This window comes from Amycolatopsis sp. NPDC052450 (assembly GCF_044547565.1).
In the GTDB taxonomy this organism is placed as follows: domain Bacteria; phylum Actinomycetota; class Actinomycetes; order Mycobacteriales; family Pseudonocardiaceae; genus Amycolatopsis.
Map to the genome: position 1 here is coordinate 39,259 of NZ_JBIUAQ010000034.1, position 26,241 is coordinate 65,499.

At 67.0% G+C, this 26,241-nt stretch carries 14 protein-coding genes and 1 pseudogene; 6 read left to right on the forward strand and 9 right to left on the reverse strand.

Translation table 11 applies throughout. The annotated features are described in order from the left end of the window. Nucleotides 1-87 precede the first annotated feature (87 nt). The 8 genes and pseudogenes from ACIHAO_RS36165 to ACIHAO_RS36200 all read right to left on the reverse strand — a co-directional run bounded on the left by ACIHAO_RS36165 (nt 88) and on the right by ACIHAO_RS36200 (nt 9,704). Nucleotides 88-939, reverse strand: a complete 852-nt coding sequence (locus ACIHAO_RS36165; protein ID WP_396565647.1) for a GNAT family N-acetyltransferase — start codon at nt 937-939, stop codon at nt 88-90. Further along, the gene (locus ACIHAO_RS36170; RefSeq protein WP_396565728.1) at nt 936-2,453 is read right to left on the reverse strand and encodes an amidohydrolase family protein; all 1,518 of its coding nucleotides are present in this window, start codon (nt 2,451-2,453) and stop codon (nt 936-938) included. Before ACIHAO_RS36170 ends, ACIHAO_RS36165 begins: the two co-directional genes overlap by 4 nt. Nucleotides 2,454-2,936: 483 nt before the next feature. After that, the gene (locus ACIHAO_RS36175) at nt 2,937-3,695 is read right to left on the reverse strand and encodes a hypothetical protein (protein ID WP_396565649.1); all 759 of its coding nucleotides are present in this window, start codon (nt 3,693-3,695) and stop codon (nt 2,937-2,939) included. Nucleotides 3,696-3,742: 47 nt separating this feature from the next. Continuing rightward, the gene (locus ACIHAO_RS36180; protein WP_396565652.1) at nt 3,743-4,114 is read right to left on the reverse strand and encodes a hypothetical protein; all 372 of its coding nucleotides are present in this window, start codon (nt 4,112-4,114) and stop codon (nt 3,743-3,745) included. A gap of 43 nt (nt 4,115-4,157) precedes the next feature. Next, nucleotides 4,158-4,526 carry a roadblock/LC7 domain-containing protein gene (locus tag ACIHAO_RS36185; protein WP_396565654.1) on the reverse strand — a complete coding sequence of 123 codons (369 nt, stop codon included), beginning with the start codon at nt 4,524-4,526 and terminating at the stop codon, nt 4,158-4,160. 473 nt (nt 4,527-4,999) lie between these two features. After that, a complete protein-coding gene (locus ACIHAO_RS36190) occupies nt 5,000-8,359 on the reverse strand; it encodes an NACHT domain-containing protein (protein WP_396565656.1) in 3,360 nt (1,119 codons plus the stop codon). A 135-nt stretch (nt 8,360-8,494) separates the two neighbouring features. Next, a pseudogene (locus ACIHAO_RS36195) lies at nt 8,495-8,689 on the reverse strand (hypothetical protein); the annotation flags it as partial. Nucleotides 8,690-9,383: 694 nt separating this feature from the next. Further along, entirely contained in the window at nt 9,384-9,704 is a 321-nt protein-coding gene (locus ACIHAO_RS36200; RefSeq protein WP_396565658.1) for a hypothetical protein, read from the reverse strand. A gap of 252 nt (nt 9,705-9,956) precedes the next feature. Here ACIHAO_RS36200 and ACIHAO_RS36205 point away from each other — a divergent pair, with 252 nt between their 5' ends. The 6 genes from ACIHAO_RS36205 to ACIHAO_RS36230 all read left to right on the forward strand — a co-directional run bounded on the left by ACIHAO_RS36205 (nt 9,957) and on the right by ACIHAO_RS36230 (nt 24,200). After that, nucleotides 9,957-10,985 carry a radical SAM protein gene (locus ACIHAO_RS36205; RefSeq protein ID WP_396565661.1) on the forward strand — a complete coding sequence of 343 codons (1,029 nt, stop codon included), beginning with the start codon at nt 9,957-9,959 and terminating at the stop codon, nt 10,983-10,985. Nucleotides 10,986-11,324: 339 nt separating this feature from the next. Then, complete coding sequence (locus ACIHAO_RS36210; RefSeq protein ID WP_396565663.1) at nt 11,325-12,524, forward strand: MFS transporter; 1,200 nt, start codon at nt 11,325-11,327, stop codon at nt 12,522-12,524. Nucleotides 12,525-12,594: 70 nt separating this feature from the next. Continuing rightward, nucleotides 12,595-14,037 carry a M28 family peptidase gene (locus ACIHAO_RS36215; RefSeq protein ID WP_396565665.1) on the forward strand — a complete coding sequence of 481 codons (1,443 nt, stop codon included), beginning with the start codon at nt 12,595-12,597 and terminating at the stop codon, nt 14,035-14,037. A 130-nt stretch (nt 14,038-14,167) separates the two neighbouring features. Further along, a complete protein-coding gene (locus ACIHAO_RS36220; protein ID WP_396565667.1) occupies nt 14,168-16,213 on the forward strand; it encodes a HelD family protein in 2,046 nt (681 codons plus the stop codon). A gap of 359 nt (nt 16,214-16,572) precedes the next feature. Next, nucleotides 16,573-17,370: a hypothetical protein gene (locus ACIHAO_RS36225; protein WP_396565669.1), complete on the forward strand. Its 798-nt coding sequence runs from the start codon at nt 16,573-16,575 to the stop codon at nt 17,368-17,370. 215 nt (nt 17,371-17,585) lie between these two features. After that, nucleotides 17,586-24,200: a LamG domain-containing protein gene (locus tag ACIHAO_RS36230; protein WP_396565671.1), complete on the forward strand. Its 6,615-nt coding sequence runs from the start codon at nt 17,586-17,588 to the stop codon at nt 24,198-24,200. On the opposite strand, the gene ACIHAO_RS36235 is transcribed toward ACIHAO_RS36230, so the two are convergent. Next, nucleotides 24,182-26,194 carry a fatty acid desaturase gene (locus tag ACIHAO_RS36235; protein ID WP_396565674.1) on the reverse strand — a complete coding sequence of 671 codons (2,013 nt, stop codon included), beginning with the start codon at nt 26,192-26,194 and terminating at the stop codon, nt 24,182-24,184. The genes ACIHAO_RS36230 and ACIHAO_RS36235 overlap by 19 nt on opposite strands. Between the last annotated feature and the right edge of the window lie 47 nt (nt 26,195-26,241).

Genomic DNA, 26,241 nt, shown 5'->3' on the forward strand with positions numbered 1-26,241 from the left:
GCTGGTTCGACCGGACGGAATGGTATTCCGGGCTTGACGCCCGCGGTCAGCTCGCACGTGCCCGGCGCGGCTCCACGACGCCGAGTTTCACCGTTCCTCCAGGGAAAGCACATACCAGCCTGCCCGGTCGAAGCCGGTCACCCGGCCCCCGGCGGCCATCAGTCCGCTCAGTGATTCGCGCATCGCCACCTGCCACGCGGCCGCCCGGCCCGGGTCGGTGCGGCGCAGGCCTTCGATATCGGGCGGTACCGCGACGAGCACGGTAGGGGCATCGGCGGCGCCGCTCACCGGACCGCCCTTCGCGTCCGCCGAGAGCGCCACCGCGGCACCGTTGCCGAGCAGTGCTTTCGCGTCGGCCAGGACCGGTTCGCCGACCGCGGCGGACCGCACCACCGGACTCGTCAGCTCCCACGACACCAGGAACCGGTCGGTGGCACCGGAGCCGTTGACGCCGTCGTCCAGTGGCCCGTAGAAATCCGGCAGGTATCGCACCGGGAGCGCGCCGAGTTTGCCGAGATTGAAATAGGCGTTGCGGCACACCAGCGGGTCAAAGGTCCACTCGATCACCGAGACGTTCTTCGCCAGGGTCCAGGCCCGCTGATGCAATTTCAGCGCATAACCGATCCCCCGGCAGGCACCGGCTTTCGTCACACCGGCGATGTGGCTGTGCAAGCTGCTTTTTCCGGGATTTCCGAAGAATCCGACACAGGCGCCGACGAGTTCACTGTCGACGTACGCGCCGGCCGCGTAGTTCCCCGCGACGGACAAGGCGCGCAGCAGCTCCGCGTTCACCGGGCGGGCGGCGGGCGCGGTCTGCCAGATCGTCTCGAACATCACCGCGACCGCCGACATTTCCGCGATCTCGGCGATCTCCCGTATTTCGACGCCCGCGGCCTCGGCCGCGGCCCGCGCGGCCGAGGCCGCTTCCCGGAAGGTCACCGCGGTTCACCTCGTAGCGGCCGTCCCGGGAACGCGTCGGTGAGCAACTGCCCGTCGCGGACCACCGGAGTGCCCGCGACGAAGAGATGCCGGACGCCGATCGAAGGCCGGGTCGGCTCGAAATACGTGGCGGTGTCGGTGACGGTGGCCGGGTCGAGGACGACGATGTCCGCGTCCGCGCCGACGTCCAGCCTGCCCTTCGCCCGCGCGGCGGGCGCGACCTCGTCCAGCACCCGCGCGGGCAGGTAGGAGCAACGGCGGAACGCTTCCAGCCAGGTCCAGGTGCCGGTTTCGCGCACCATCAGCCGAAGCGATTTCGAGAACGTCCCCGCCGTGCGCGGGTGCGTCACCCCGCCCGGCGGAAGCGGCCATCGGGTGCTCTCGCTGGTGCCGTCGGCCCAGTACGTCGGCATCGCGTCGCTCGCGACGATCGAATCGGGAAAAGCGAGCGATCTGTGCAGCAGGGCTCGTTCGCCCGGCTCCTGCTCGTCGAGCGACTCGAGAAGGCACGGGGCTCCCGGCATCTCGGCCCGGACCTGCCGCAACCGTGCCTCGTCGGCGATCCGCTCACCGGTCTCCAGCAGCACCACCCGCGACGGGGCGAGCCCGTTCATCCGCAGCCGCTCCGGGGCGAGGAAGAACGCACCGACCGCGGTGCAGCCCGCCCCGTAGGGATAGGCCTCCACCGTCACCCGCGAGCCGGCGGAACGGCTCGATTCCAGCGCGGCGAGCACCCGGTCGACATGCCGCCCCGACGTGCTGTTGACGTGACAATGGTGCATCGCCGCCCCGGTCTCGGCCGCGGCGATCGCGATCTCCTCCGATCCGTCGACCGGCGTGTCCGGGTCGACCTCGACCAGCTCGCGGACGTGCGTGTACGTAGGCGCTCCGGCCTGCTTGGCGAGCCTCGCCACGGCCAGGAACTCGGCCGGGTCGCTGGCCGGCGCGTACCCGAGCAGCACGCCGACGCCGAGCGCGCCCGCCGCCAGCTCGTCCTCCAGCAGGGACAGCCAGGCGGCCAGTTCGGGCTTCGACGAAGACCGCTGCCAGGCCGGATCACCCAGCACGGAAAGCGCGGTGGCGAAGTTCGCGTCCGGCTCTATCCCGGCCAGCACCTCCGCGCGGGCGGCCCCCCAGGAAGCGGAGAAACCGTAGTGCAGGGGCCGTCCCGCCGCGGACGCCTCCGCGTAGGCCCGGCCGACCGGCATCATCCCGGCCTCCAGGTCGAGCGCCGTGGTGACGCCGTCCATCGCCTGGAGCCGGTGGCCCGCGATCGAGTGCACGTGGCTGTGCAGATCGACGAACCCCGGCCCGACGAGGTACCCGGCTACGTCGATCTCGACCTGGTCCTCGGCCGGCGGCAGCCCCGCCCCGACGGCGAGCACCCTGCCGTCGCCGACCAGCACGTCGGCGGTGCCGTCGAACCCGGTGGCCGGATCGACGACGCGACCGCCGCGCAAGAGCGTGCGCATGGTTTTCCTCCTAGCCTCGCTGGTGCCGACCCTAGGAGGAATCACGGGCGGCCCGTTCGTTCCGCCGGATGAATCCCGGCGGGAAGTTCCCTCCGGGAGCACCAACCCGGGAACCGAGTCCACACCCCGGGCAGGCGCAGCGGGTATCGATGACCTGCCGCAACCCGTCGCGGATCCGGACCGGGTCCTCGATCCTGGCTTCCAGCTTCGCCTGTGCGCGCTGCCGAAGGCCCGGGGTCGGGTGCCCGCCCGCTTCCTTTCTGCAGGTCAGCGCGCCAGGCGATGCTTACAGGACATGGCCTGGTCGCAGACCTGCTGGCGTCCAAGTCGTCGAAGCCGAGCCTGGCGTCGGTCGCTGGTAATCATGGAGCATCTGGACCCGCCGGGCCTGTACCGTGCCAAAACGCTGAAGCGTGGCGATGATCAGCGGGGCAGCCCGTCACACCCTGACCCAGCACGAGGAAGGCGCGGACCGAACGAGCTCCGGCTGTCGAGGACACACGTCAGCCTCAGCCCGGACGGCGCTCAGGCTCGGGCACGGTGTCCTGGTTTCGAACCGGCGACGCTGGATGAGCCCGGCAGCGGACGGGCCTTCGGAGCCGTCCAGGCGGGCAACTCCAGTTCGAGCCCCATGATCCTGGCGGTCAGTCTGCGGCGAGGCCATTTGCCGGTGATCTCGATGTTCGTCAGCTCGTCGACGAAAGCCTTGCGCTGAACGGAGGTCACCGAGTTCCACCGCATTCTGAGCACCGGACGGACCGGTGCAACGCACTCCTTGACCGCGTCATGCGTTCTGGCGACCTTCGTCCGATAGTCCTGCTCCGGCAGATAACTCAGTTCCAGGTCGATCAACGGACCGGCGCCACCTGCCTCGTGGTGACATCGGGTGAGTATCCGGGCGATCTCGTCCAAGGCCAACTGCACGATGCTCGGCATCTGCTCCTGCCATCGTCCGAGGAACGGCGCGTTCAGGGCCTGCGCGGTCATTTCCTCCGGCATCACGATCAACGTTCCGACCGAGGTCCCCGCGAGCTCCACCCGAAGCCGCGTCCACCGGACGCCCGATTCGACAGCGAAACGGGGCATGGACGCGCCCTTGACGGCGCCGACACGCAGCCGAACCCGACTTTCGAGCTCGGCGAAAGTCCGGCCGGGCGGCAGTACGAACAAGAACTCCAGCTCCTCGCCGGTGAGCTTCAGCCGGACCGGGAACAGGGATCCGAGGTCCGTCATGAACGCCGAGCCGGAGACGAGTGCCTGTTTGCTGAGCCCGCCCAGGGCCATCGCCGCCTCCTTCGCCGGGTGGTCTCCTTTCGGGGCGCCGCACTCGATCAGACCTGCAGATCCGACTCGATACGTTTGAGGTAATGGCGGGCCAGCGCGAGATTCGCCTGGTCCCTGTCCAGCACCAGATACAGGAACAGAGTGCTACGGCCGCCCACGGCATCCAGTAACCGGATCAAGTGGTATTGGCGCCGCAGCGTGATGAGGATGTCCTCGATGTTGTCGTTGAGCGCGAGCGCGTTCATCACCCGCAATTTCGATCTCACGACGTCTGTGTTGCCCGCCGCCGCGACCTCCAGGTTGAGCCAATCGCCACCTCCGCTGGTGCCGAGCGACATCCCGCTCTCGTAGTCGACCAACGCCACACCGAGAGCCCCGGCGATCGACATGGATTCCTTCAAGGCATTATCGATGTTCATCGAGCTCCCTTTCTTCGGTTCGGCCGCGGATCCGGAAATATGCTTAGCCGGCAAGGATCGAGCTGATCCGCTCGATGACCGGCCGGCATTCGAAAAGAAGGCGTCCGACATTCAGGTCCTTGTCTCCCATGACGACCATCAAAGCCATGCGGTCGATCGCATAAACGGCCATGTAGCCATCGCTGCTGAACACCACGGTCTGATTGAGTGTTCCCTTGCCGGTGATTTCCGCGGCCTGGCGGGCGATCCCCAGATCGGCGGCGGCGAGAGCGGAGATCTTGCCTGGGTCGATGGTCGCCGCCGCGTCGGCGATGATGGGAATGCCGTCCACAGCGGCGATCACCGTGTCGGTGACACCTGCGACGTTCTCACGGAGGTTCCGCAACTCGGCGGCCAATGCGTCGAAATCCACTACCGTTTACTTTCCGCTCCAGCAGACGTACGGGAGCACTTGAAGTTCACTTTTTCCGAAAACGAGAAACCAACAGTACTTGCGCGAGCGACCATTCGCCCATCGGTTTTCTCGGCCTCGAGGACGGTACCACCGACATCGCCTGCCACCTATCGATGTCGAGCACCCGGATCGACCTTCACGCGTTCGGCTCAAGAACACGCTGCGATATGCGCAGGCAGGCCGGTTACCGGCAGACCTTTACCGCGATATCGCGGTAGTTGAAATTTTCCGCGCGACGATGCCGCCGGTTAATCCACTTTGGACAGCCGGTCGGTCGTGATCTGTCTCGGCGTGGCGCAGGATGGGTCGCGGCACAGAACCAGGCGGCCCTTCGTGCCCGCCGAGAGTGTCGAGATCGCCGATCCTCTCGAAGGCATCGCGAGGACGCTCGACAGGTCTGACAGGATCGGTTGACGATCACGCAGAGAGCGCTACTCTTCCGGATCCACGCCGACGGCGAGCTTGAGGATTCTTTCGCGTTCGACGTAGTAGTCGTCGGCGGTCAAAGCACCCGAAGCCAATGCCGTATCCAGTCTTCCCAGCTGGGCCTGCCAGTTTTCTCCTTCTGTCCGCCGGACGTCAGCGGAGGGGTCCCGCGGCCTGGTCGCGGGCTCGCCGACCGGCACCGGCGACCGCGCCGGCTTGGCCCGACCCGGGTTCGCCGCGACGACGTCGGTCGCCGGGCTGCGCAGGAGGAAATGCTCGGTGAACCCGGGCCGGTCGAGCAGATTTCGCACCCGGGTGCGGAGGTCCGGCCTGGACGAGCACACGGCCGAAACGTCTATCAGGTCGACCAGGGCCTCGAAATCGGGAAGCGGGGAGGCCTGCGCGAAGTCGAAACCTCGCTCCGTGAGCCGAAGCCAGGCTTCGAGAAGAGCTATCGGAGCGACCAGCATGTCTCCGTGTTCGTGCCAGATTCTCTCGACGATCGACAGGTATTCCCTGTCATAGTCGCCGCCTCGGGCGATGCGTTCGTAGACGATAGTGCGGAACTCCGGCTCGGCGCTCACCTTGGTACCGAGCAAGGCCGCGAAGGTGTCCGGTCCGGCTGTTCGATCGAGCACGAGCCGTTCGATGACCAGGGAAGGTGCGAAGTTCGCCCAAGCAAGGTAGGTGCGATCCAGAGCCGTCCGGTTGGGGGCCGCCGCCGCCAAGGCAGCCAGTCCGCGGATTCGGTCCACCGGCCAGTTCTGGTGGATGAAGGGTTCCAAGGCGTACCGGTACGGCCAAAGTTCCGGATCGCCGGTGAAGTGTGCACTCAGTTCCGGTATCTGAAACGAAAGTGCCTCGGGCATGGCGGGAGGCGCGACCGGACTGATCGACGGCGCTCTCCCCACGGTGATGGCGGGTTTGCCGCCGGTGCCGGGCGAAAGATGGAACAGAGTGACCAGGTCTCGCCATTCACCGGAGGAGAACTGCGACTTCCAGAAACCGGTGAATTTGTGCCAGGGATGCGCACCGACCAGACCCGTGTCCAGCGGGCCCGGTTTCACCAGGACGGCGGCGAGGATGATCAGGTTCACGTTGTACGCGGCGTACCGGCGGGGTGTGGGATGGTGTACCGGCTCGTATCCGGAGTATTTCTGCTGCTGGGGCTCGAAGGAGTGGGCGATGAGCTCCTTGAGCATCGCGAACAGCGGACCGTTGTCGGTCTCTGATCCGGTCAGCTCGACCAGGAAGTTCACCACTGCCCACCGGGACGACAACGGCGCGAACGAGAGAATGGTGTACAACTCGCTGTCGTCACTCAGCGAGGTGGTCAACCTGGACCTGCGCTGCTGGGAGACTTGGAAAAGCTCGTCGAGGGTGTGCCAGACGAACCGGGCGACCAGGAATTCGCCGAAGGTGGCATGTAGGAACTCATAGGTCCGCAGGGTTTCCGAGTCCCTGTTCGCTTCGGCGCGTTGCATGAAGAAAAAGCGGCCGAGGGCCGAATGGCCGGCGCTCAGCGGTGTCTGGGTACCGTGGCGTCGGTTGCGCTCGTCCACCTTGAGCAGGCCGGCGAAGTCCTCATTGAGGTCCGGCTCCGCGATCCACTGCGCGCCCCGGTTGAACATGCCGAGGGCGACGACGGCAAGCCTTTCCAATTCCATGTCCACCTCACGTTCGAGGTGTTCCGGGCTGCGATCGACGTCGTCCTTGGCCAGCTCGCGCCTGCAGAAACGCCGAAGAAGGCGCTCGTACAACTGAGACGTGTTGAGGGTGCTGCTCTCCTGCTGGAGCGCGTTCCCGATGGCGTCGTAGAGCGCCAGCATCAGCAAGAGCAGCGGCTGCTCGGCTATTTCGCGGAAGGCGAGGACCACGGGTGCGGGGAGCGGTCGCAGCCGCGCTTTTTTGAAATAGGGCTCGTTGACCTCATTCCAGGTCTGGAGCCACTGTCCGACCTGGCCGGGGGTGAACGGAGTCAGCCGCAGGATATCGGCGTCGGCCGGAATCTGAACGCCGCTGCACACGCTGATACGACTCGTCACGACGACGGCCACCGGCGCGCCGAGATCGAGTCGTTCACGTTGGAAGCGTGCGACCTTGTCGAGGTACCGGCTTTGCGAGACTCCGGTGGCCTGCAACAGTTCGTCGAACCCGTCGAGCAGGACGATCGGCAGACTGGCCCCGGCGGTTCGCGAGAACTCCGCCCAGGACACCTTCTCGTGCAGTGCCTCACGCAGGCCGAATTCGATTTGGTCGAGCAAATCACCTTCGGTCGGCGCGTTCCTCAGTTCGACTCGCAGCGTCAAGAAGTCCGATGGCGACAACCTGGCCGCGAGAATGCTGGTGAGCATGGATTTGCCCGAACCCGGATCACCGAGGACGAGCAATGGCAGGCTGACCGCCTTCGGCGAGGTGAAGTAGCCGACGAGGTAACGGTAAAGGTCGTTCCGCACCGGCAGGAAGTTCCACCAGGCCAGTTCGGCGGGACGGTCGTCCTTCCGCATCGAGGTGACTTGGAATTGTGGATCCACGTAGGCGTCGCGGATCAGCGGGACGCGGAGGTCGCCGAAGTCGTCGTCCCCATCGATGATCGGCCGGTCCAGTGCGGCCCGATACCCCTTGGCCAGTTCCGCCCGTCGCTGATCCGGGGTACCTCCGACGAGGAGTTGCCGCATCGCCTCCTCGACCCGGTCCAGCGCTCGCCCCGCGCTTCGTGCCTCGGCCAACTGGATCCAGAACCCGATCTCCGGGTAGTCGGACACGACCCGGCCGATGAGCCCTTCGTAGCGGCGCATCGCCGCTCGTGCGATTTCCCTGACCAGCAGCTCCAATCGCGTTTGCTGGGTTTCGTTCAGCTCGTCCCATATCGCGTGGGCGCGCACGAGTTCCAGCAGAGCCGCGGCCGAGTCGACGTACTGCCGGAACAGAGCGTCGCGCGTGGCCTCATAAGGACGGTCGGGGGTGGGCATCGGCCAGACCCCGTCGAACAGGTGTGACAGCCCGACCAGTTGGAGTTGTTCCTTTTTGGTCACGCCCAGCTGCTTGGCGGAAACCGGCAGTCCGAGTTCGTCGACTGCTTCGAAGAAGGCAAGGACCACGATGACGGAGTGAGCCGCGCTCACCCGTTCAGTGCGGGCGTACCGGCTCAGGCCACGTTGTTTCTCGGCGAGTTTGCCCAGCACTTCATGACTGATCTTGATGAAGTCGACCTTGGCGTCGAACCAGCCGAGCAGTTCCGTCGCGCCGAACGCGACACCACCGAGGAGGGCGCCGCCGACCAGTCGATCCAACGCCGCCACCGCTGCGTTTTCCTTGGGACCGAGCAGCTTGACCGCATCAGCGTAGGTGTAGGGCCTGCTCACCACCTGCCTCGCTCCGGTGCCGACTCTCCCCATTCCGGGTCCCCGCAAGCGCCTTTCATCCGGTGAAGGATAACACCGCGCACTTCGAGCACTTTCGATTGTCCGCGGAGCGCTGTTCTTCAGGATCGAGGCAGTTCAGCGGCACGGACGGTTGCCCTGACGCTGATCCGAAATCCCGCCAGGCCTCAGCGGTCCGCCGCGGATCGGTCTTCGCTCGCCGGGCTCGACGGTCCAGACGGTGAACTGGTGCTCGGGTTCACTCGTACAGGTGAGCGCGTCCCAGTCGAGCGTCAGCTCACCAGCTACGGGGTGGCGAAGCGTCTTGCTACCCCACTCGCGGGCGGTACATAGCCTCCCACTTGAAACCTGGGTCCGAGAACATCAGCCACACATAATTCCGCTTCTTTCCGGGATCGCCGAGATATCGACCAGCAGTGCCGAAGCCATCCGGTTCCAGCCGAGTGTGTCCAGCACGAGGGCGGGGCTTGCGAGCCTTCAGGAACTCCCCCAGTTCGTTGGCTTGGCCGAGCGCCTGGCCCACGAGGGTTACGCCACCCTGGTGTTCGACGCTGCCTACCAAGGTGAGAGCGAGTTCGTCGGCGTCGGGCGGCGGGAGCCCGAGGTACAGCGCGTAGCAGGCGTCCCGGACATCGCGCAGCTTCGCCTTCCCGACCCCGGATCGATCCGGGACAGCGTCGACGGTCGCGGCCTCGCCGATCTCGTCCCACCTGGCACCGCGGGTCCGTTCGACGACGGCGAGGGCTCAGCGACCTGGTCGAGATCCGTTCGGCAAAGCCCTCTTCTAGCATCCCTTGCCGGTCAAGCTGGAAATAGGACAAAGGGTGTCAGATTAGGGCATATCCCCAGAATCGCCGCTCGCCGGGCAGTTGCTTCATCGACCTCGCGTTGGCAATTGATGGGCAAGACAGCAGCAGGTTTTGTCACCCGGCCGCGCGGTGCAGAGATTGAGCGGCCGCTGACCTGATCCGTGTCCGGCTTGGATACAGCCGTTCACGACCCGTTGTCAGTCACCGCGTTCTTTTTGTGCTGCCCTGTGCTGTCCCAGGTCGAGGACCATGGTGTTCACCAGCCCCATGGATCGCGCCAGCGACGCCTGATACTCAGGGGATTTCCACAGAGCCCGCATGCCCTGCCAGAGGCAGTGCCAGGAACAGAACGCGATGATGCGCTGCGGTGAGCTGCTGATTTCCAGTCGCTGTTCGCACGTGTTGCAGCAGCTCACGATCGTCTGCTTCTTTACCACCGTCCAAGTATCGCCGTACGTCACCTGCGACGCAACCAGGCTTCCACCCTGCGGGCCTTCGCCCTGCAACACCGCGACCAAGCACTCTTGGCGTCCAGTCAGGTACATATACAGTGGACCGCCGCCGCTATTCGTTCGAATCGCGCAACTGAGCTTGCCCGTCCCTGAGGAAAACGAGATAGGCTACGAACACGGTCTACGTATTTGTGCGACTGCTGCGCCGACCGGGTGTAATCGTTATCTCGCCTTGCGGGAGAGCTCGCAGCGGCGGTAGCGTGAAAAAGCAAGCCAATCGGAAGCGAATTGGTAAATGTCACGCTGGGGGGTGGGTAAATGGGTGCGCCCGCTAGACCGACGAACATAATTTGGGATGTCACCTACGCATGTCCTTTGCGGTGCGTTCATTGCTACTCGGAATCCGGACGTCGGCCAACTCGCCAATTGAGCCTGAGCGAGCAATTGCGCGTAGTGGATTCGATTATCGAACTCCAGCCGGAGATGGTGGCGCTGGCGGGCGGCGAACCGCTCGTGGTGAAGGGGATATTCGAGGTCGCGGAGCGGTTGTCGCAAGCCGGCATCCATGTCGTGTGCTACTCGGGCGGATGGCCGATGAAGCCGGACTTGATCGAGACCCTGATGCGCTGCTGCAACACGGTGACGATCAGCCTCGATGGCGCGACCGCGGAGGTGCACGACCGGATCCGTGGACGTGCCGGCTCGTTCGAGCGGGCCATGGCGGCATTGCGAATGCTCGACGACGCGGTGCTCGCCGGCGGCCCGCCCGGGTTCCAGTTCGGCATCGACACCGTGGTGGTGCGCAGTAACTTCGAGGATCTCGAACAGATGTGCACGTCGATCGCGCCCCTCTTCCCCGCGCTGAAGTCACTCGATTTGGGTGCTGTCATCCCGGCCGGCCTGGCAAGCCGATCGGGATTCGTCGAGCATGAATTGCTCTCCGAGTCCCAGGTCGAACAGATGGGCAGCGCTACGTGGGCGCAGCACTTGCAGTCGATCGCACCGCAGTCGGTGACCGTGACCTGCACGGACAATCTCGACTTGCAGATGAACCCGGTCCACGGGTTCGATGATTTCTCGGCGTTGCAGATCGAGCCGGATGGCGAGGTCAGGGCAATGCCGGTCTACGAAGGCACCGTCGGCAGTCTCCTCAATGAGTCCGGCGAGACATTGTGGCACCGCGCGATCGAACGTTGGAGTCACCCCTTCGTCACCGAAACCCTTTCCTCTGTCCGCACAGTCGAAGAATGGGCAGCAGCAACCCGGCGAATCGACTACCATTTCGGGTCAGAAGCCGTGCGCGCCCGCATCGACCGGCGACCGCAATTCTCCGGAGCTCCCAGCTGACACTGGTATTCCGACTCAGCGGACTGTCACGTCTTTCGCTGAAGGCACCGGTTTCCCGGATCTGGGACGTCAAGGCGTCCCTTTGGCACCCCGATTCTCTTTATGGAGGGAGGAGGTGAACGACCATGGCTTACTGGCCCCCCACGAAGGTCTCCCACTGACCCTGTCAGTGCACACGGCCGAAAGCGCGATGCTCCCGCCCTACCGGCGGGAGCATCGCCTTGGCGAATGCCACTAGCATCGGGCCACAGCATCAGAGGGAGTTGTCGGTAAGGCAGCCGATGACGATGAGCTGGGGGTTGTATGCGCGCGTATCGGCACTTGTTCGGGTTTCGTGGCGTGCCGCGATTGGTTCTGGCGCTGATCGTGAGCAGGCTGGCCGCTCCGATCCTCAACCTCGGCATGCTACTGGCCATTGTTTCCGTGCACGGCTCGTACGCGGTCGGTGGTATGGCCTTGACCGGATTCTCCATCGCGCTCGCGGTCTGTGTGCCCGTGTCCGGAAGGCTGGTGGATCGGTTCGGTCCCCGCCCTGTTCTTCTGGGAATACTCGCTGTCCACGCCCTCGCCTACGCGGCGGCGGTGACCGGCATCGTGCAGCAGGCCCCCGCATGGATGCTCGTGGGCGCCGCTGTCGCGTTGGGGGCGAGCACACCACCGTCGGCGCCGGTCATCCGGTCCACGTGGCCCGCGATCGTTCCCGCCGAACACACTCGGATCGCTTACGCGTTGGACGCGGTACTCAACGAAGTCATGGTGGTGACCGGGACGCTGCTGGTCTCGGCCCTCGTCGCGCTCGTCTCCCCCGTCGCCGCCGTGGCAGTGGCCGGGGCGTGCGCGATCGTCGGCGTGCTGACCTTGTTGACGGTACCTACGCTGCGGGCACAGGCGAGCACCGAAGCGGTTGGCGGGATGTCCCGGCCCCGGCGTGTCCTCGGCCCCCTCGCAGATGGGCAGGTTCGGGTGCTTCTGGGGATCACCGCCTGCGACATGCTGGCGTTCGGCTGCATCGTCGTCGGGGTGTCCGCCGCAGCCGCGTCGGGTGGAACTCCTGGCCTATCCGGTGTGCTGCTCGGCGCCTACTCGGTGGGCGCGGTGGTCAGCGCACTCGGGTACGGCATGCGGCAGAGAGAGGCCCGCCCCCGCCGCCAGCTGGTCACTTTCCACGCCGCGTCCGCCGTCCTGCTCGTCGCTACCGGGGTCGCGCCCGGGCTTGTCCTGGCCGGTGCGGCGTTACTCGCCGTGGGCCTGGTCAGTGGCCCCCGCGACACGCTGCACCAGATCGTGCTCGGCGATGTGGCTCCGTCCCCGCAGCGCACCGAAGCGTTCGCGTGGATGAGCACCTTCATGTGGGTGGGCAACGGCATCGGCACGGCCCTTGCCGGACAGCTTGCGACCTGGAGCGAGGGCGACCACACCACGACGTTCCTGGCCGCTGCCGCTGCGGCCGCGGCCGCAGCGGGATTCTCGCTGCTCTTGCGCTCCACTCTGCGAACCACCGCGAGCACCACTCGAACCTCGACCATTTCCCCTGCGTAGCCCGAATCAACGGCGACACATCTCGACACCACTGGGAGGAACGATCCACGTGAATGGCCACCCGAGAAAGATGAGTCGATCCAGCCGGATTCTGTCCTCGCTGACGCTCAGCGCCGTCCTGCTCACCACGGCCGCGGCCACAGCGCCACACGCCGCCGCGTCCGATCCGTGGTGGCTGGCGAAAGTGCTGGCCTCCGATGTGACCGGGCCCAAGGCATGGCGTCACCTGCACGCGATCTCTGAGGCGACACACGCTCATGGCGGCAACCGCGTCTCCGGTTCCCCGGGCTACGACGCATCCGCCGAGTACGTGACCAAATCTCTGACCGATGTCGGCTACCGTGTGCAGCGTCAGGAATTCAGTTTCCAGGATTACGAAATGGTCGCGGAGACCGCGACCGAAACGACCCCGGTCAGCCGGCAGCTGCACCCGCTACTGGCCTACTTCTCCGTCTCCACCCCCGAGGCCGGCATCTCCGCCAACCTCGCCGAACCGGCGGGAAGGGCGACCGGCTGCACGCCGGAGGACTACACCGGTGGCGACGTCACCGGCAAGATCGTGCTCGTCGACGCCGGGGGCTGTGCCACCTCCCTCAAGCAGGTCGTCGCCGCCGACGCCGGCGCGACCGCGATGGTGATGAACGTGAACTACACCAACCCCACCATGAACATCCGGCATCGGATCGTGCCACCCGAGAGTGCGCGCATCCCCACCGCCACCCTCACCCGGGCCGAGGCCGCGGAGCTGAAAGCCGACGCCGCCCAAGGCGAGGTCACACTTCACCTGGACCTGCGGAGCCGGCCCATCACCACCAAGGGGTACAACCTCATCGCCGACACCCCGGCCGGGGCCGAAGCCGACACCGTCGTCGTCGGATCCCACCTCGACAGTGTCGACACCACGCCCGGGATGAACGACAACGCCGCCGCCGCCGCGATGCAACTGGAGATCGCGCGACAGCTCGCCCCCCATGCCCACAAGATCAAGAACCGGGTCCGGTTCGCCTGGTGGGACGCCGAAGAGAAGGGCCTGGTCGGATCTCAGTACTACGTCGATCAGCTCAGCCGCCGACAGCAGGGTGAGACAAACCTGTACCTGAACCTGGAGATGATCGGCTCACCGAACTTCGCCCGCCAGGTCTACAACGGGCACACCCCCGGCGGTCCTGCGCCGGCAGGGTCGGAACAAATCACAAAAACGATCAACGACTACTTCGCGGGGCGGAACCTTCCCACCGTCGGACTCGAACTCGACGACCGTTCAGACCACTCCGCCTTCATCAAGGCAGGCATCCCCGCCGGAGGCGTCAACGCAGGCGCGGAAACCCTCAAACCAGCGGAGTGGGTGCCACTGTTCGGAGGGACCGCGGGTGCCATGCTCGACCACTGCTACCACCAGTCGTGCGACACCCTCGACAACGTCAACCCCACCATCTTCGACCAGTTCGGCCGAGCCATCGCCTGGACCACCGGCCGCTACGCGGTCAACGCCCTGAAGCCTGGAAGCCGATAGCCGCGGCACTGGGTCCCTCGGTCTGTCTTTCGGGCGGCTGAGGCCGTCCGAAAGAACAAGACTGCAGTTTCCCGAACTCTCCAGGCACTCTCGGAGCCATCGAACATTGAGTGGCGGGGAGACGAGCGGCTTGACCGGCAGTGAGATCGACATCGAACAACAGCATCTGGACACCTGCTACGCCTGGCTGGACATGCTGCGCGAAGAGGCGGCGGCCCGTTTGGCCGCGGTGCCGGACACAGGCCACGACACGGTGAAGTTCTGGCGGACGGAACTATCCCGATTGGACTCCGCCGAGGAGGGGCTGTACTTCGGCAGGCTGGACTTGCACGACGGCCCTCGCGTCCACGTCGGCAGGATCGGTTTGTTCCGAGACGGGAAGGACGAGCCGCTCCTGGTCGATTGGCGCGCGCCGGCCGCCCGGCCGTTCTACACCGCGACCACCACCGCCCCGCACGGCGTCCGCAGGCGACGCCACATCACCACCCGGGGGCGGGCGGTCACCGCGCTCGACGACGAACTGCTCGATCTGGACAGCGCGAGCGACGACACCCTGATCGGCGAGGCCGCGCTCCTGGCGTCGCTGGTCGCCGGCCGGACCGGCCGGATGCGCGACATCGTCACCACCCTGCAGGCCGAGCAGGACCGGATCATCCGCGACGACCATACCGGCGTGCTCGTGGTGCAGGGCGGCCCGGGCACCGGCAAGACCGCGGTCGCCCTGCACCGGCTCGCCTATCTGCTCTACGCCCGCCCTCATCTGCGCTCGCGCGGCGTCCTGGTCGTCGGCCCCAGCCGCATCTTCCTGGACTACATCGGACAGGTCCTTCCCGGTCTCGGCGAGCACACCGTCGTGACCACCACGATCGCCGGCTTGGTGCCGGACGTCCTGGTCAGCCGCGAGGACTCGCCCGAGGCGGCCGAGGCGAAAGGACGCGAAGAGATGGCCGAGCGGATAGCCGCCGCGGCGCGCTCGCGGGTACGGACGCCGGAAACGCCGGTCGAGATCGTGTTCGAAGACCAGGTGCTCCGGCTCGACCCAGGTGTCTGCCGTCGCGCCATCACCACCGTCAGGGAGACCGGGCTTCCGCACAACCAGGCGAGGTTGGTCTTCCACCGGGAGATCGTGGACGAACTCGCGCAGATCATGATCGACCTGATGGAGCGGCTGCTGCTCACCGAGTCCGGTGAAGCCCTCGACGGCGGCAGCCTCGACGGAAGCCTTGGTGAAGCCGACCTTCGAGCATTGGCGGCCGCGGGCGTCGTGATCGGAACCGACGAGCTCGACGGCCCCAGAAACCTGCTCGACCAGACCGACGCGGCCCGCCTGCGCGACGCGCTGCAGGCCGACGCCTCCGTGCAGGACACGCTCGAACGACTGTGGCCGCGGCTCACCCCGGAAGACCTGGTCGCCGAACTGGCCGGCACGTCGTCCGAAGGGTGGAGCACCGCGGACATCCCCTTGCTGGACGAGGCCGCCGCCGTCCTCGGTGAGCACAGCGGGGAGACCTTCGGGCACGTGGTCGTCGACGAGGCACAGGAACTGTCCGCGATGGCCTGGCGGATGCTGTCGCGCCGGTGTCCTTCCAAGTCGATGACCGTGGTCGGTGACCTCGCCCAGACCGGGACAATGGCGGGAGCGACGTCCTGGGACGACGTGCTTCGGCCGCACTCCGGCGATCGCCGGCGCCTGGCACTGCTCACCGTCAACTACCGGACTCCGGCCGAGATCATGGCCGCCACCACCGACCTCCTCGAAGCCCACCACCCAGGACTGCGGCCACCCCGATCGATCCGCTCCTGCGACCAGCCGCCGTGGCGAATCCGGACCACGCCCACCGATCTTCCCGAGGTGATCTCCGCACTCGCCGAAGCGCACAACGAAGGACAACTCGCGATTATCAGCCCGCCGGCCCAGCTGGAACGGCTCGCGAAGGCCCTGTCCGTCGCAACGCCGCCCGATCTCGCCGGGGAAATCGTCGTGCTCACACCCAGCCAGGCCAAAGGACTCGAGTTCGACTCGGTGATCGTCGCCGATCCCGCGGAAATCCTCGCCGAACCTTTGGGACACAACAACCTCTACGTCGCCATGACCCGAGCCACCCAACGGCTCGGCATCGTGCATCCAGGCGCGGTACCGGCCGAACTGGCGGGCCTACAGGAACGCACACCCTAGGAGCCGGCGGCATGAGCGGGACTCGGCGAAGAGACACCTTCCTGACTGTCCATAAGGGATGTTCCCGAGGTTCCAGTGTCCGGTTTGCGTGCGGGGAGTCGGAAGCCGGGCATGCCTCCAATGTGGCATTGGGGACGGTCAGCGTCCCCCAATGCCACATTGGGGGCATCAGACCGTGGCGCGAGCCGACAGCGCAACCGACTCCTGCCGGAGGTCACGGCGGCCCGCCTCCACCCGGAGCGCTGACCGGCAAGCGGCAGTTTTGGCGCACGGGGGTCACAACCGCACCACATTCTGTGACACTTTGACGGGCTGTGTCCCGTAGTGACAGCGCGAGAAGGGAATCTGCTGTGTCCGGAATGCTCAACAGACGCAAGGCGCTAGCTCTCGGTGGTGGTGCCGCACTCGGCGTCCTGGCCGCCGGTGCCGACACGGCTTCCGCCGCGACGGGATGGATCCGGCTGCCGATCGTCACCGCCAACATCGGCCGCGACAACCTCGGGGCGCGCGAGGCCGCGATCGACGCCGTCCGCAACTGTGACTCCCTGGTACGGCCTCTGGTCGGCTGGCAGGAGATCAACGAGGGCGACACCGGCGAGCCCGCGATGATCGACCACTATTTCGGGCCCCTGTACAACAACGCGTTCCTGCGGCACAACTCGTCGTTCCGGGTCCCGATCTCGATCCCGCGGCCGTGGGAGGTGGCGAGCGCGAAGACCACGTATGTGCACGGCGGCATCACCGGGGTGACCCCGCCGCGCTGGATCAACGAGGTCGTGGTGCGTCACCAGAGCTATCCGACACTCCAGTTCGCGTTGATCAACTCCCACTACATCGCGAACGCGTACAACGGCGACCAGCGTACCGACCTGCGCGACGAGTGGAACGAGCACAAGAGAATCCACGCCAGTCGCGTGCTCGCGCACCACAACGTCGGGCGCCTGGTCTTCTGGACCGCGGATACCAACAATCCGAACTACTACCGGGCCACCGGCCTGGACGGGGAGCGCCGGTGCTTCGGCACCGGGATCGACCGCATCAACTGGCTGGCAGGCAATGGCGTCGTCCAGGAGCAGTTCATCGACACCAAGACCGTGGACATGCGCGTGGACGGGCATGACGCCCGGGTCGCCGTCTTCCAGGTCCGCCTGGCCTGACGGCACGCACGGGCCGGGCGCCGCCCCGCCCGGCCCGTGCCCGGACTTTTCGCCGAGAAACACACTGTCGGAAAGCCATTGTCCCGAACAGGCTCACCAACCGCCGTCCGGCAAAACGGTGCGTCATCTTCTTTCACTATTCCAGGGGGCTGTCCGCGTACTGCCGCCTCAATAACATGAAAGGTCGCCGACATTTCCCCGAGTGAGGAATGGCTATGACGACCTCGGAACAGACCTGGCCCTCGACCGACTGCGACGGTATCGCGCTGGTCGACCCCGTCGGTCTCACCCTCGCGGGAACAGTGGTGGTAATCGCCCGAAAAGCCGCCACGGCGGTCGGCTCGCTGTACTACAACGTGCGTGTCTCCGGGGCGGATCCCGGCGTTCCCCAGGAATGGGCGGGCTGGAACGAACTGCGGCTCACCGGGAAAACCGCCGGGTCGGCGGACGACCGTCCACTGCTGCGGATCGCCGGCATGGACCTGATCACCGTCGATTCGGCCGCCGCCGCCCCGAAGCCCGCGGACGCGCCTTTCCGGGCCGTCACCGACGGCAGGTACATCTCGTGCTTCCGCCAGTCCGTCACCGGCACTCTCTACGTGGATCGCTTCGCGCTCGTGCGGACTCCGCCGCGGCAGACCAGCGGCTCGCGTGACGGTGAGAACCAAGGCGACTGGCGGATGGAACGGGTGTGGGAGGTGCGGTACCGGCGCAGTGAGCGCCGCGACGCGCCGGCGGGCCCCGGCGACGAACTCGGCTTCCGCAACATGATCGACGAGCCGTTCCCGGAGCCCACCATCGAACTGCCGTCGTTGTCCGGTATCACCGGCGGCCGTTTCGACGTCGTCCTCGCGCCCACTTCGGACGCCGATGTCCGCCGCTGGCACCTCATCGCCGTCACCGGAGATGTCCTCACCTTCGTCTCGTATCCGCAGGACGGCACGGGCGGCATCGAGGTCGATCCGGCGCTGGCGCGGACCTTCACGATCTCCCCCACGCTCTGGAATTCGGGAAAGAGCACCCCGTTGACCCCGACCGCCGGGGTCGGCGCGAGCCTGTACGCCGAGCAGGAAAGGACCGGCGCGGAGCCGAGTCTGCCGTCGAGCCTGCGCCGGGCCGTCCGGCTGGGCGTCACCGTCCCGGTCGCCAACGCCGGGGCCGGTCTGCCGGGCGCGCTGGCCGTCTACGACTTCGGTGTGCTGCCGGACGGGACCATCCCGATGTTCCCGGCGGGGATCGGCTGTGTGCTGATCGACGGCACGCTGAGCGGCGGCGGTTTCACCCCGGGCACCGGCGACCACCCCGTCCCCGCCGAGGCGGTGCGCTCGGCCGGTGCCGGCACGGTGAGCGCGGTCCTGCTGGGCACGCCGAGACCGGCCGCCGCACCCGCCGTCCTCGACAGTGCCGACGGGCTCGTGCACTGCTACTTCCCCCAGCCGTCCCGCCCGGCGGGCACCGGAGCCTTCGCGGTCGCCCAGTACGACCCCACGGTGAGCAGGACCCGGCTCGCGATGCCCTGGAACGCCGGCGACCAGACCGGCACGTTCACGCTGATCGCCCGGCGCAGTGGCAGCACGTTCGACGACGTTGTGGCGACCGTGGCGCCCTGCGTCCGTGACGGCGTCGCCGCGCCCGACCTCTGCGACGTGACGATCGACTACGGCACGGCCGCCGGCCTGCCGCACGAGACCTGGGGCGGTGTCCCGCGAGACGTCCGGACCATGGTCTCGGTCCTCAACGGAGCGTTCTCCGACGACCCCGCCGACAAAGCGGTCCTGTCCGGAGCCCGGCCGTTCTACGGCTTCCTAGGCCACCAGCCGTCGGTACGGTTGCCCCTGACCTCGGCGGGCAGGCTCGTGCTGATCTCCCACCGTCCCGACATGCCGCTCTCCCGGGTCGAGGTCACCGCTGCGGCGAACGGGACCGTGGATCTGATCATGCGCTACACCTCGGACACCGGTGTCACCGCGGTGCAGACCTGGCAGGCGGTGCCGGCGGGCACCGCCAACGCGGCGCCGGTCCTCAACGGTGACGCGGATCCGGCGACCTACCCCTATCGCCGGGCCGCGGCCGACACACCCGTCTACGCGTTGGGCACCGGCGGTGGCAGCATCCTGCTCTTCGGCAAGACGACCGGGGACCTCTCGCTGACGGTCTCCCCGGCGGACGGCGATCCGGCGCACTGCACCCTTTCCCTCGTCGCCGGCGGACGGCCCGCCGTGAAACTCGAGAACGTTCCTCGTGACCAGGCGGGTTTCGTCGCCCGGTTGCGTGCCTGGAGCGCGGCCGACGCGGTGTTCGGCCACATCTCCGCCGATCCGAAACCAGGGCCTGTCGCCGACCAGACCTTCACCACTCCCCTGGATCTGCGCGGCGGCTCGGTGCTGTTCGACGTGCTCCAACCGGCCGACGCGGGAGAGCTCGCCGCCGGGCAGGCCGACGCGGCGAGCTGGCAAGGACGCTCGCTGACCCCGGCACCACCAGACGGCACCGTCGGCCGGGCGATGATCGCGATGACCGCGCTCCCGCCGGAAAGCCCGCTGTTCGGCCGGGAACCGCGGGCGGTGGACGGCACTAGTACCCGGACGGTGACCGGTGACAACGGCAAGTGGCTGGCCGCGCACCAGGCGAAAGCGCTCACGCTGAACGGCCACCAGGCGATGAGCGTCGCGCTCACCAACACCCAGTTGGCGCCGCGACCGGCTTGGACCATGGAATCCTGGATCCGGCCGGAAGGCAGCGACCCGGCCACGGTGATCACCTACGACAACGGGCCGATGAAGGGGCTGGGCGAACTCACGCCGTCCTACTATCTCGGCGTCGCCGGCCTGCCCACAGTGCGCTTCGATGCCTTCATCCCAAAGAACAACGCCAAAAGCTCCTACCTCGCGGTGCCGTCGAACCCGGCGTTCACGCCCGGTGTCACCGGCTTCACCTGGGAGGCGTGGATCAAACCGGACCAGAAGCCGTGTCCCAAGGCGAACCGGCTCGGCAGCGTCCTGCAGGTCTGCGACGCGAAGAGCAAAAGCAAGCCGCTGCTCAATCTCGGTCTCGACGTCGGGCTCCACCTGTCGCTGGGATACCGGCCGCAAGGCCACGAGCCGAAGTCGAGCTACCTCACGGCCCGGGACCCCCTGCCCGCCGGTGTCTGGTCGCATGTCGCGGCGACGGGGGCTTGGCAGAACGGGGGCTGGACGCTCAAGATCTACGTCGGCGCCGTGCTGGCCGGCACCGTACGGAACGTCAAGCTGCAACCACCGTCGAAGTCGACCTCGCCGTCGCTCGCGATCGGCGCGGCGATCGGCCCGCACGTCAGCATGTTCGGCGCGCTGTCGGATGTGCGTCTCTGGTCCTTCGCCAGGACTGCCGCGGAACTGCGCCAGACGAACACCGCCGCGCTGACCGGAAGCGAACCGGGGCTGGAGGGCGCCTGGTCCTTGGCCGAGGGGCACACCACCGACAAGTCGGTTTTCACCAACCACGCGAGCGCGACCGGGTCCGCGCTCGACGCGCAACTGAAGCTCGCCAAATCCCAAGCGGTCGGCTCCAGCGATGACGACCCGTTCCTCGGCATCGTCGCCGGCGTCGGCGGGACGGCGCCGGTGCGAGCCCGGGCGCGCCTGCGTCCCGGCGAGTGGAATCACGTGGCTGTCAGCTATCAGGCGGCCGGTGCCCTGAAACTGAACCTCGCGGGCTCGGCCTCGGCTCCGCCGGCCTACGGCGTCTGCCCCGAACCCGGTGACCTCGCGTTCAACGGCCAGTTCAGCATCGACTGCTGGGTGCAGGGGGCGGGCTCGACCGGTCTGCAGCAGACGATCCTCGCGCAATGGGGAGAATCCGGAAAGGACCAGTCGTTCCGGCTCGCGCTGGACTCGAACGGGAATCCGTTCTGCACGGCCGTATTCGCCGACCCGGCGAGTGGTGACCGGACCCGGCTGACCGTGCGGAGCAGCGCATCCGTCCTGCCCGGCCCTGCCGTCCACATCGCCGTGACGCTGACTTCGGCTCAGGTCAAGGCCGGCCTGCGGTGCACGCTCACGATCTACGTCAACGGTTTCGAGAACGGAACGGCGCAGACGACACTGAGTGGCGCGAAAACCGTGACGTCCGTCGATTCCTCGGCACCACTGACACTCGGCATCGGCACTCCGCCGTCGAAGGCGGGCCGGGTGGCCTTGGAAGCGCAAGCACGCTTCACCGGTGCCTTGGGCGGGCTGCGATTCTGGTCGGCAGGCTTGTCCGCCGACCAGGTGCGGTCGGTGCTGCGGCGCAATCAGGCCGCCGACACCGACCACGGCGTGGTTTCGGCGTGGTGGTTCGCCGAAGGTTCCGGCAACGTCGCCGCGGATTCGGTGAACGACAACGACTTCCTGCTCACCGACACGGATCTGTGGGGTGTGCTCCAGAACGTCGGCCGGTACCGGTGCTATCACGACGGCCTGCCGATCGGGTCGGTGCTGCCCGCGGGCGAAGTCGACGGCTATCTCGGATACGACCAATGCACCTTCGGCGCCCACCGGCAGAGCGCGGGAACGTTCCAGGACACCCTCACCGGATCGCTGGCCGAGGTACGGATCTGGCGCTCCGCACGCACCCGCTCCCAGATCACGTCCACCCTGTTCCGGAAGCTGAAGGGCGACGAGACCGACCTGGCGGGCTACTGGTCACTGGACAACACCAGCGCGGACCTGACCGGCCGGGGCGCGAACGGGCGTCTCGTCGGCTCACCCGGCTATGCCGCCTCCACCGCGCCTGTCGCGAACGAGGGTCCTCAGCTCACCAACGTCTACCAAGGTCCGCGGACCCGTTTCCAGCGCCCGCTTTCCGGCAGGGCCGCGGTCGTCGAATACCCGGAGATGGAGACCCACGGGGACGGCACGCCCTACGCGGTGATGCGTCGTGCCTATTTCTTCGAAGACACCGCGCTCACGTTGTCCACCGGCTACGGCATGGGCGAGACCGATCTGGTGTACCTGGGCCAGATCCAGACCCGGCCCACGCTGATCGGGTACATCGAGGGCGCGCCGCCGGTGCCCAGCGAGAACCTGTCCCGCCCGCTCTACGACAGCCCGTTCGGCTACAACTCCTATCAGGACGCGTCCACGGTGACCGTCCGAGCCGAGGAGAGCACGTCGATCAAGTTCACGTCGTCGGACTACAAGACCGCGGTGAAAATGGAGATCGACACGAAAGCCGGGGTCGCCGCGAAATGGGCGGACAGCGCGTCCGTGCTGGCGTGGACGCATCTGCTCACCGCCGGTACCGGGAAGATCGGCGCCCGGCACAAGTCGAACCTGGAAACCGCCCGCCAGCGGGACGAAACCTACCTCTCCGCGTGGACCCGCACCACGACGGACACCTTGGGGCTGCGGGGAATGTGGGAACAGGCGCGGCCGGACCGGTCGGACTACCTCAACCCGGTGGTCGGCCGCCGCTACCAGCCGTTGAACCTCGGGTACGCCCTCGTCGAGTCGATGACGGCCGATCTGTACGCGATGCGGTTGCACTCCACCGGCGCGATGGTCGGCAAGATGGTGCTGCCCGATCTGGACCTCCCGCCGGACCGCAACATCCTCACCTTCCAGATCGACCCGCGTTACGTGAAGAACGGGACGCTCGACGGGAAGGTCGGCCTGGTCAACGACCCCGACTTCCCGCGCGCCGACGTCGCCAGAGGAAGCTACTTCAAGCCGGACGAGGCCTACCGGCTGGCCGCGAAGATCGCGAAGTCCGACGCGGCAATGCGGAGCAGGTACGACCGGTTCAAGGCGGCGGACCTCGGCGAGAAAGGCAGCGCCGACCTGGACGGGATCAAGGACGAGCAGTTCTACGACTTCGGCGGCGACCTCCCGGCCCGCGGCATCGCCAACCGGTACGTCTGGACGGCGTCCGGCGGCCTGCACACCGAAACCGAGCAGTTCTCCGCCGTCCACGAACGCGTCTACACGGGATTCAGCGACTACACGCATCTGACCGGCCTCACCGGCGAGATCACCTTCACCGCCCAATACGGTCTGTACGGCGCGATCGACGCGTTGTTCGGCGGACACGTCAAAGTCCAGGTCGGCAAGTCGGAGAACGAGTCGCGAGGCTTCTCGCTGGCGGTGACCTGCCCTGGCGATCCGATGCTGCAGGGGTATCACGCGGAGACCGGCTACACCCCGGACTACTGCCCCGGCAAGGTCGACGCCTACCGGTTCATGTCGATCTACCTGCCGCCTTCGGCGGACAATGGCGACACGTTCCACGATCAGGTGATCGACAAGGAATGGCTGGCCTCCAGCAGCGACCCGGACGCGGTGGCCCTGCGCAACGTCCAGCTGACCGGGCAGGGCGCGTGGCGGCTGCTGCACCGGGTCACCTACGTCAGCCGGGTACCGCCGCGGTTCGACACCAATCCGGACCAGACGGTCGCCCACGAGCCCGCGCAGATGATCGACCTGGCCGACAACCCGCTGCTGATCGAACTGGTCGAGGACGAGGTGCCCGCCGAGCACCCCTCCCCCGCCGACATCGGGAACGGGGTGGCGAACGTTCTGGCGCCGCTGGACGGCCACACGGCATCGAAACTCGGCGATCTCGTGCCGTGGTGGGCGGCGTTCCTCGCCGCGACCCGCCTCGCGAAGCCGGATCCCGCGAAAGTGGCGCTGTTGAACCGAATTCTGACCGACACGGTGGCGTACTTCCAAGCCGGATACGTCTCCGGTCTGCTGCCGCGGCCGGAAGCCGGACGCGGTGGGCCGCTCGTTCCGGCGCCGCGGACTTCGGAGAATCCGAACGCGGCAGCTCACCGCTCAGTGGCCATGACCGGTCATTCGGAGGCGTCGTAGTCGACGGTGACCGACGGCGTCGCCGGGTGCGCTTGGCAAGTGAGCGCGTAGCCGTCTTCGACGTCGGCCCGCGACAGGGCGAAGTTCTGTTCCATCGTGACCGATCCCAGCAGGACCTTCGCCTTGCAGGTGCCGCAGGCTCCGCCGAGGCAGGCATACGGCGCCTCCAGTCCGGCCTTCAGCGCGGACTCGAGGACGGTGTCGCCTGCTGCCAGCGGGACCTCGTGCCGTCGGCCGCGCAGGCTGACCGCGACCGTTGCGGGGCTGAAGTCTTCGGTGACCTTGGGCTTCCGGTGGCCGTGGAAGAGTTCCACGTGGACTCGGTCCGGCTCGGCGCCGCGCTCGACGAGCAGCCCCTGCAGGTCGGTCACCATCTCGGCAGGCCCGCACAGGAACCACTCGTTCACCGAGGCGACGGCCAGGTCGGAGCCGAGCTCTCGCGCGAGCTTCGAACGGTCGATGCGACCTCGCAACTGCGCGGGGTGCCGCGGGTCGCGGGAACGCACGTGGATGATCCGGAGCCGGTCGGCGTACCGCGCTTCGAGTTCCTCCAGCTCTTCGCGGAACATCGTGCCGGCCGCGTCACGGTTGCCGTAGAACAGAGTGAAGCGACTTTCGGTCTCGACGGCGAGTGTCGTCCGCAGGATCGAGAGCACCGGGGTGATGCCGCTGCCGGCGGCGATCGCCACGTAGTTCTTGGTGGCGAGTGGGTGCAGCGGTATGCCGAACGAACCGGTCGGCGTCATCAGCTCCAGGGTGTCGCCGGTCTGGAGTCGCTCCATCGCGAAGGTGGAGAACGCCCCGCCCGGGATGTGCTTGACGGCGATCGCCAGCGTGCCGGAAGTGGCCGAGGTGCAGATCGAGTAGTTGCGCCGCACCTCTTCGCCTCCGAAGACGGTGCGGTCGGTTCGGACGGTGATGTGCTGACCGGGCTCGAAGGAGAACTCGTCGCGCAAGTCGTCGGGCACGTCGAAACCGATCAGCACGCTGTCATCGGTCAACCGGTCGACCCTGGCGACCCGGACCGGGTGGAACACCGCGGCACGGGCGGAAGATCGCTTCGGCATCCGCACCGGGAGGAGCCGTGCCAGTTTCCCGTTCAGCCGCTTCCAGTCTCGGTATTCGTCCGGGTCGAGCTGCTGGCCGAAGGCCGTGCCGATGGCCGCGTCGCGTTCGAGGTAGGCCTCCTCGTTGCGTCGCCACGTCGCGACGTACCGGTGGAACGGGATCGAGGGGTGCAGGTGATGCACGAGGTGATAGTTCTGCGACAGCAGCAAGGGGGTGAGGATCCATTCGGCGCCGACGCGATTGCGGGTCGCGCGGTAGCGGTTCTCCTGCTGCGTGTCCTCGAGGTCGTGATGCGGCAACCAGTCGAACCACCACGCCAGCACGACCATGGCGAGCCGCTCGGGGATCAGGTACAGCACCGCCAGCGTCCACAGGTGCCCGGTGAACGCGGAAGCGGCGATCACGGCGGCGCTCGCCGCCAGCAGGAACGAGGTCTCCAGCACCTCTGCCCGGGGGCGGCGCCGCCAGTGCCGCACCAGAAAGCCCAGATACGGCACGTCCATCAGCGCGAACCGAACGGGGACCTGCCACAGCGGGGCGCCGCTGACGAAATGGTCGGGGTCGTTCTCTTCGTCGTTGGTGTTGCGGTGATGCTCGATATGGATGAACGCGAACGACTTGAACGAGATCAGCGGCGACACGAACAGCATCGCGACCCGGCCGAAGGCCACGTTGACCCAGCGGTGGGTGCTCACCGAGTAGTGCGCGGCGTCGTGCAGCACCGTGAACAGCACGAAGATCGCGGCCGCGCTGAGCAACACCGTCACCGGAACGGGAAGGCCGCCGGTCAGCGCCGCCCAAGTGGAGAACGCGAAGACCACGATGGCGCCGCAGAAGATGCCGACGATGGGCCACGAGATCGCCGGGACCCGTTCACCGGGGTCAGGAAGCGCGTGGCGTGAGGCTGCGTCCGGGGTCGCTGACATACCCGGCAACGTACGAAGCGTGAGCCGGACTGACCAGTAGTTCGGAG

Bases quoted from the DNA above. Each gene is read 5' to 3' on its own strand.
- ACIHAO_RS36175 (WP_396565649.1), bottom strand. From the start codon at position 3,695: ATGGCCCTGGGCGGGCTCAGCAAACAGGCACTCGTCTCCGGCTCGGCG.
- ACIHAO_RS36180 (WP_396565652.1), bottom strand. From the start codon at position 4,114: ATGAACATCGATAATGCCTTGAAGGAATCCATGTCGATCGCCGGGGCT.
- ACIHAO_RS36205 (WP_396565661.1), top strand. From the start codon at position 9,957: ATGGGTGCGCCCGCTAGACCGACGAACATAATTTGGGATGTCACCTAC.
- ACIHAO_RS36215 (WP_396565665.1), top strand. From the start codon at position 12,595: ATGAGTCGATCCAGCCGGATTCTGTCCTCGCTGACGCTCAGCGCCGTC.
- ACIHAO_RS36225 (WP_396565669.1), top strand. From the start codon at position 16,573: ATGCTCAACAGACGCAAGGCGCTAGCTCTCGGTGGTGGTGCCGCACTC.
- ACIHAO_RS36230 (WP_396565671.1), top strand. From the start codon at position 17,586: ATGACGACCTCGGAACAGACCTGGCCCTCGACCGACTGCGACGGTATC.
- ACIHAO_RS36235 (WP_396565674.1), bottom strand. From the start codon at position 26,194: ATGTCAGCGACCCCGGACGCAGCCTCACGCCACGCGCTTCCTGACCCC.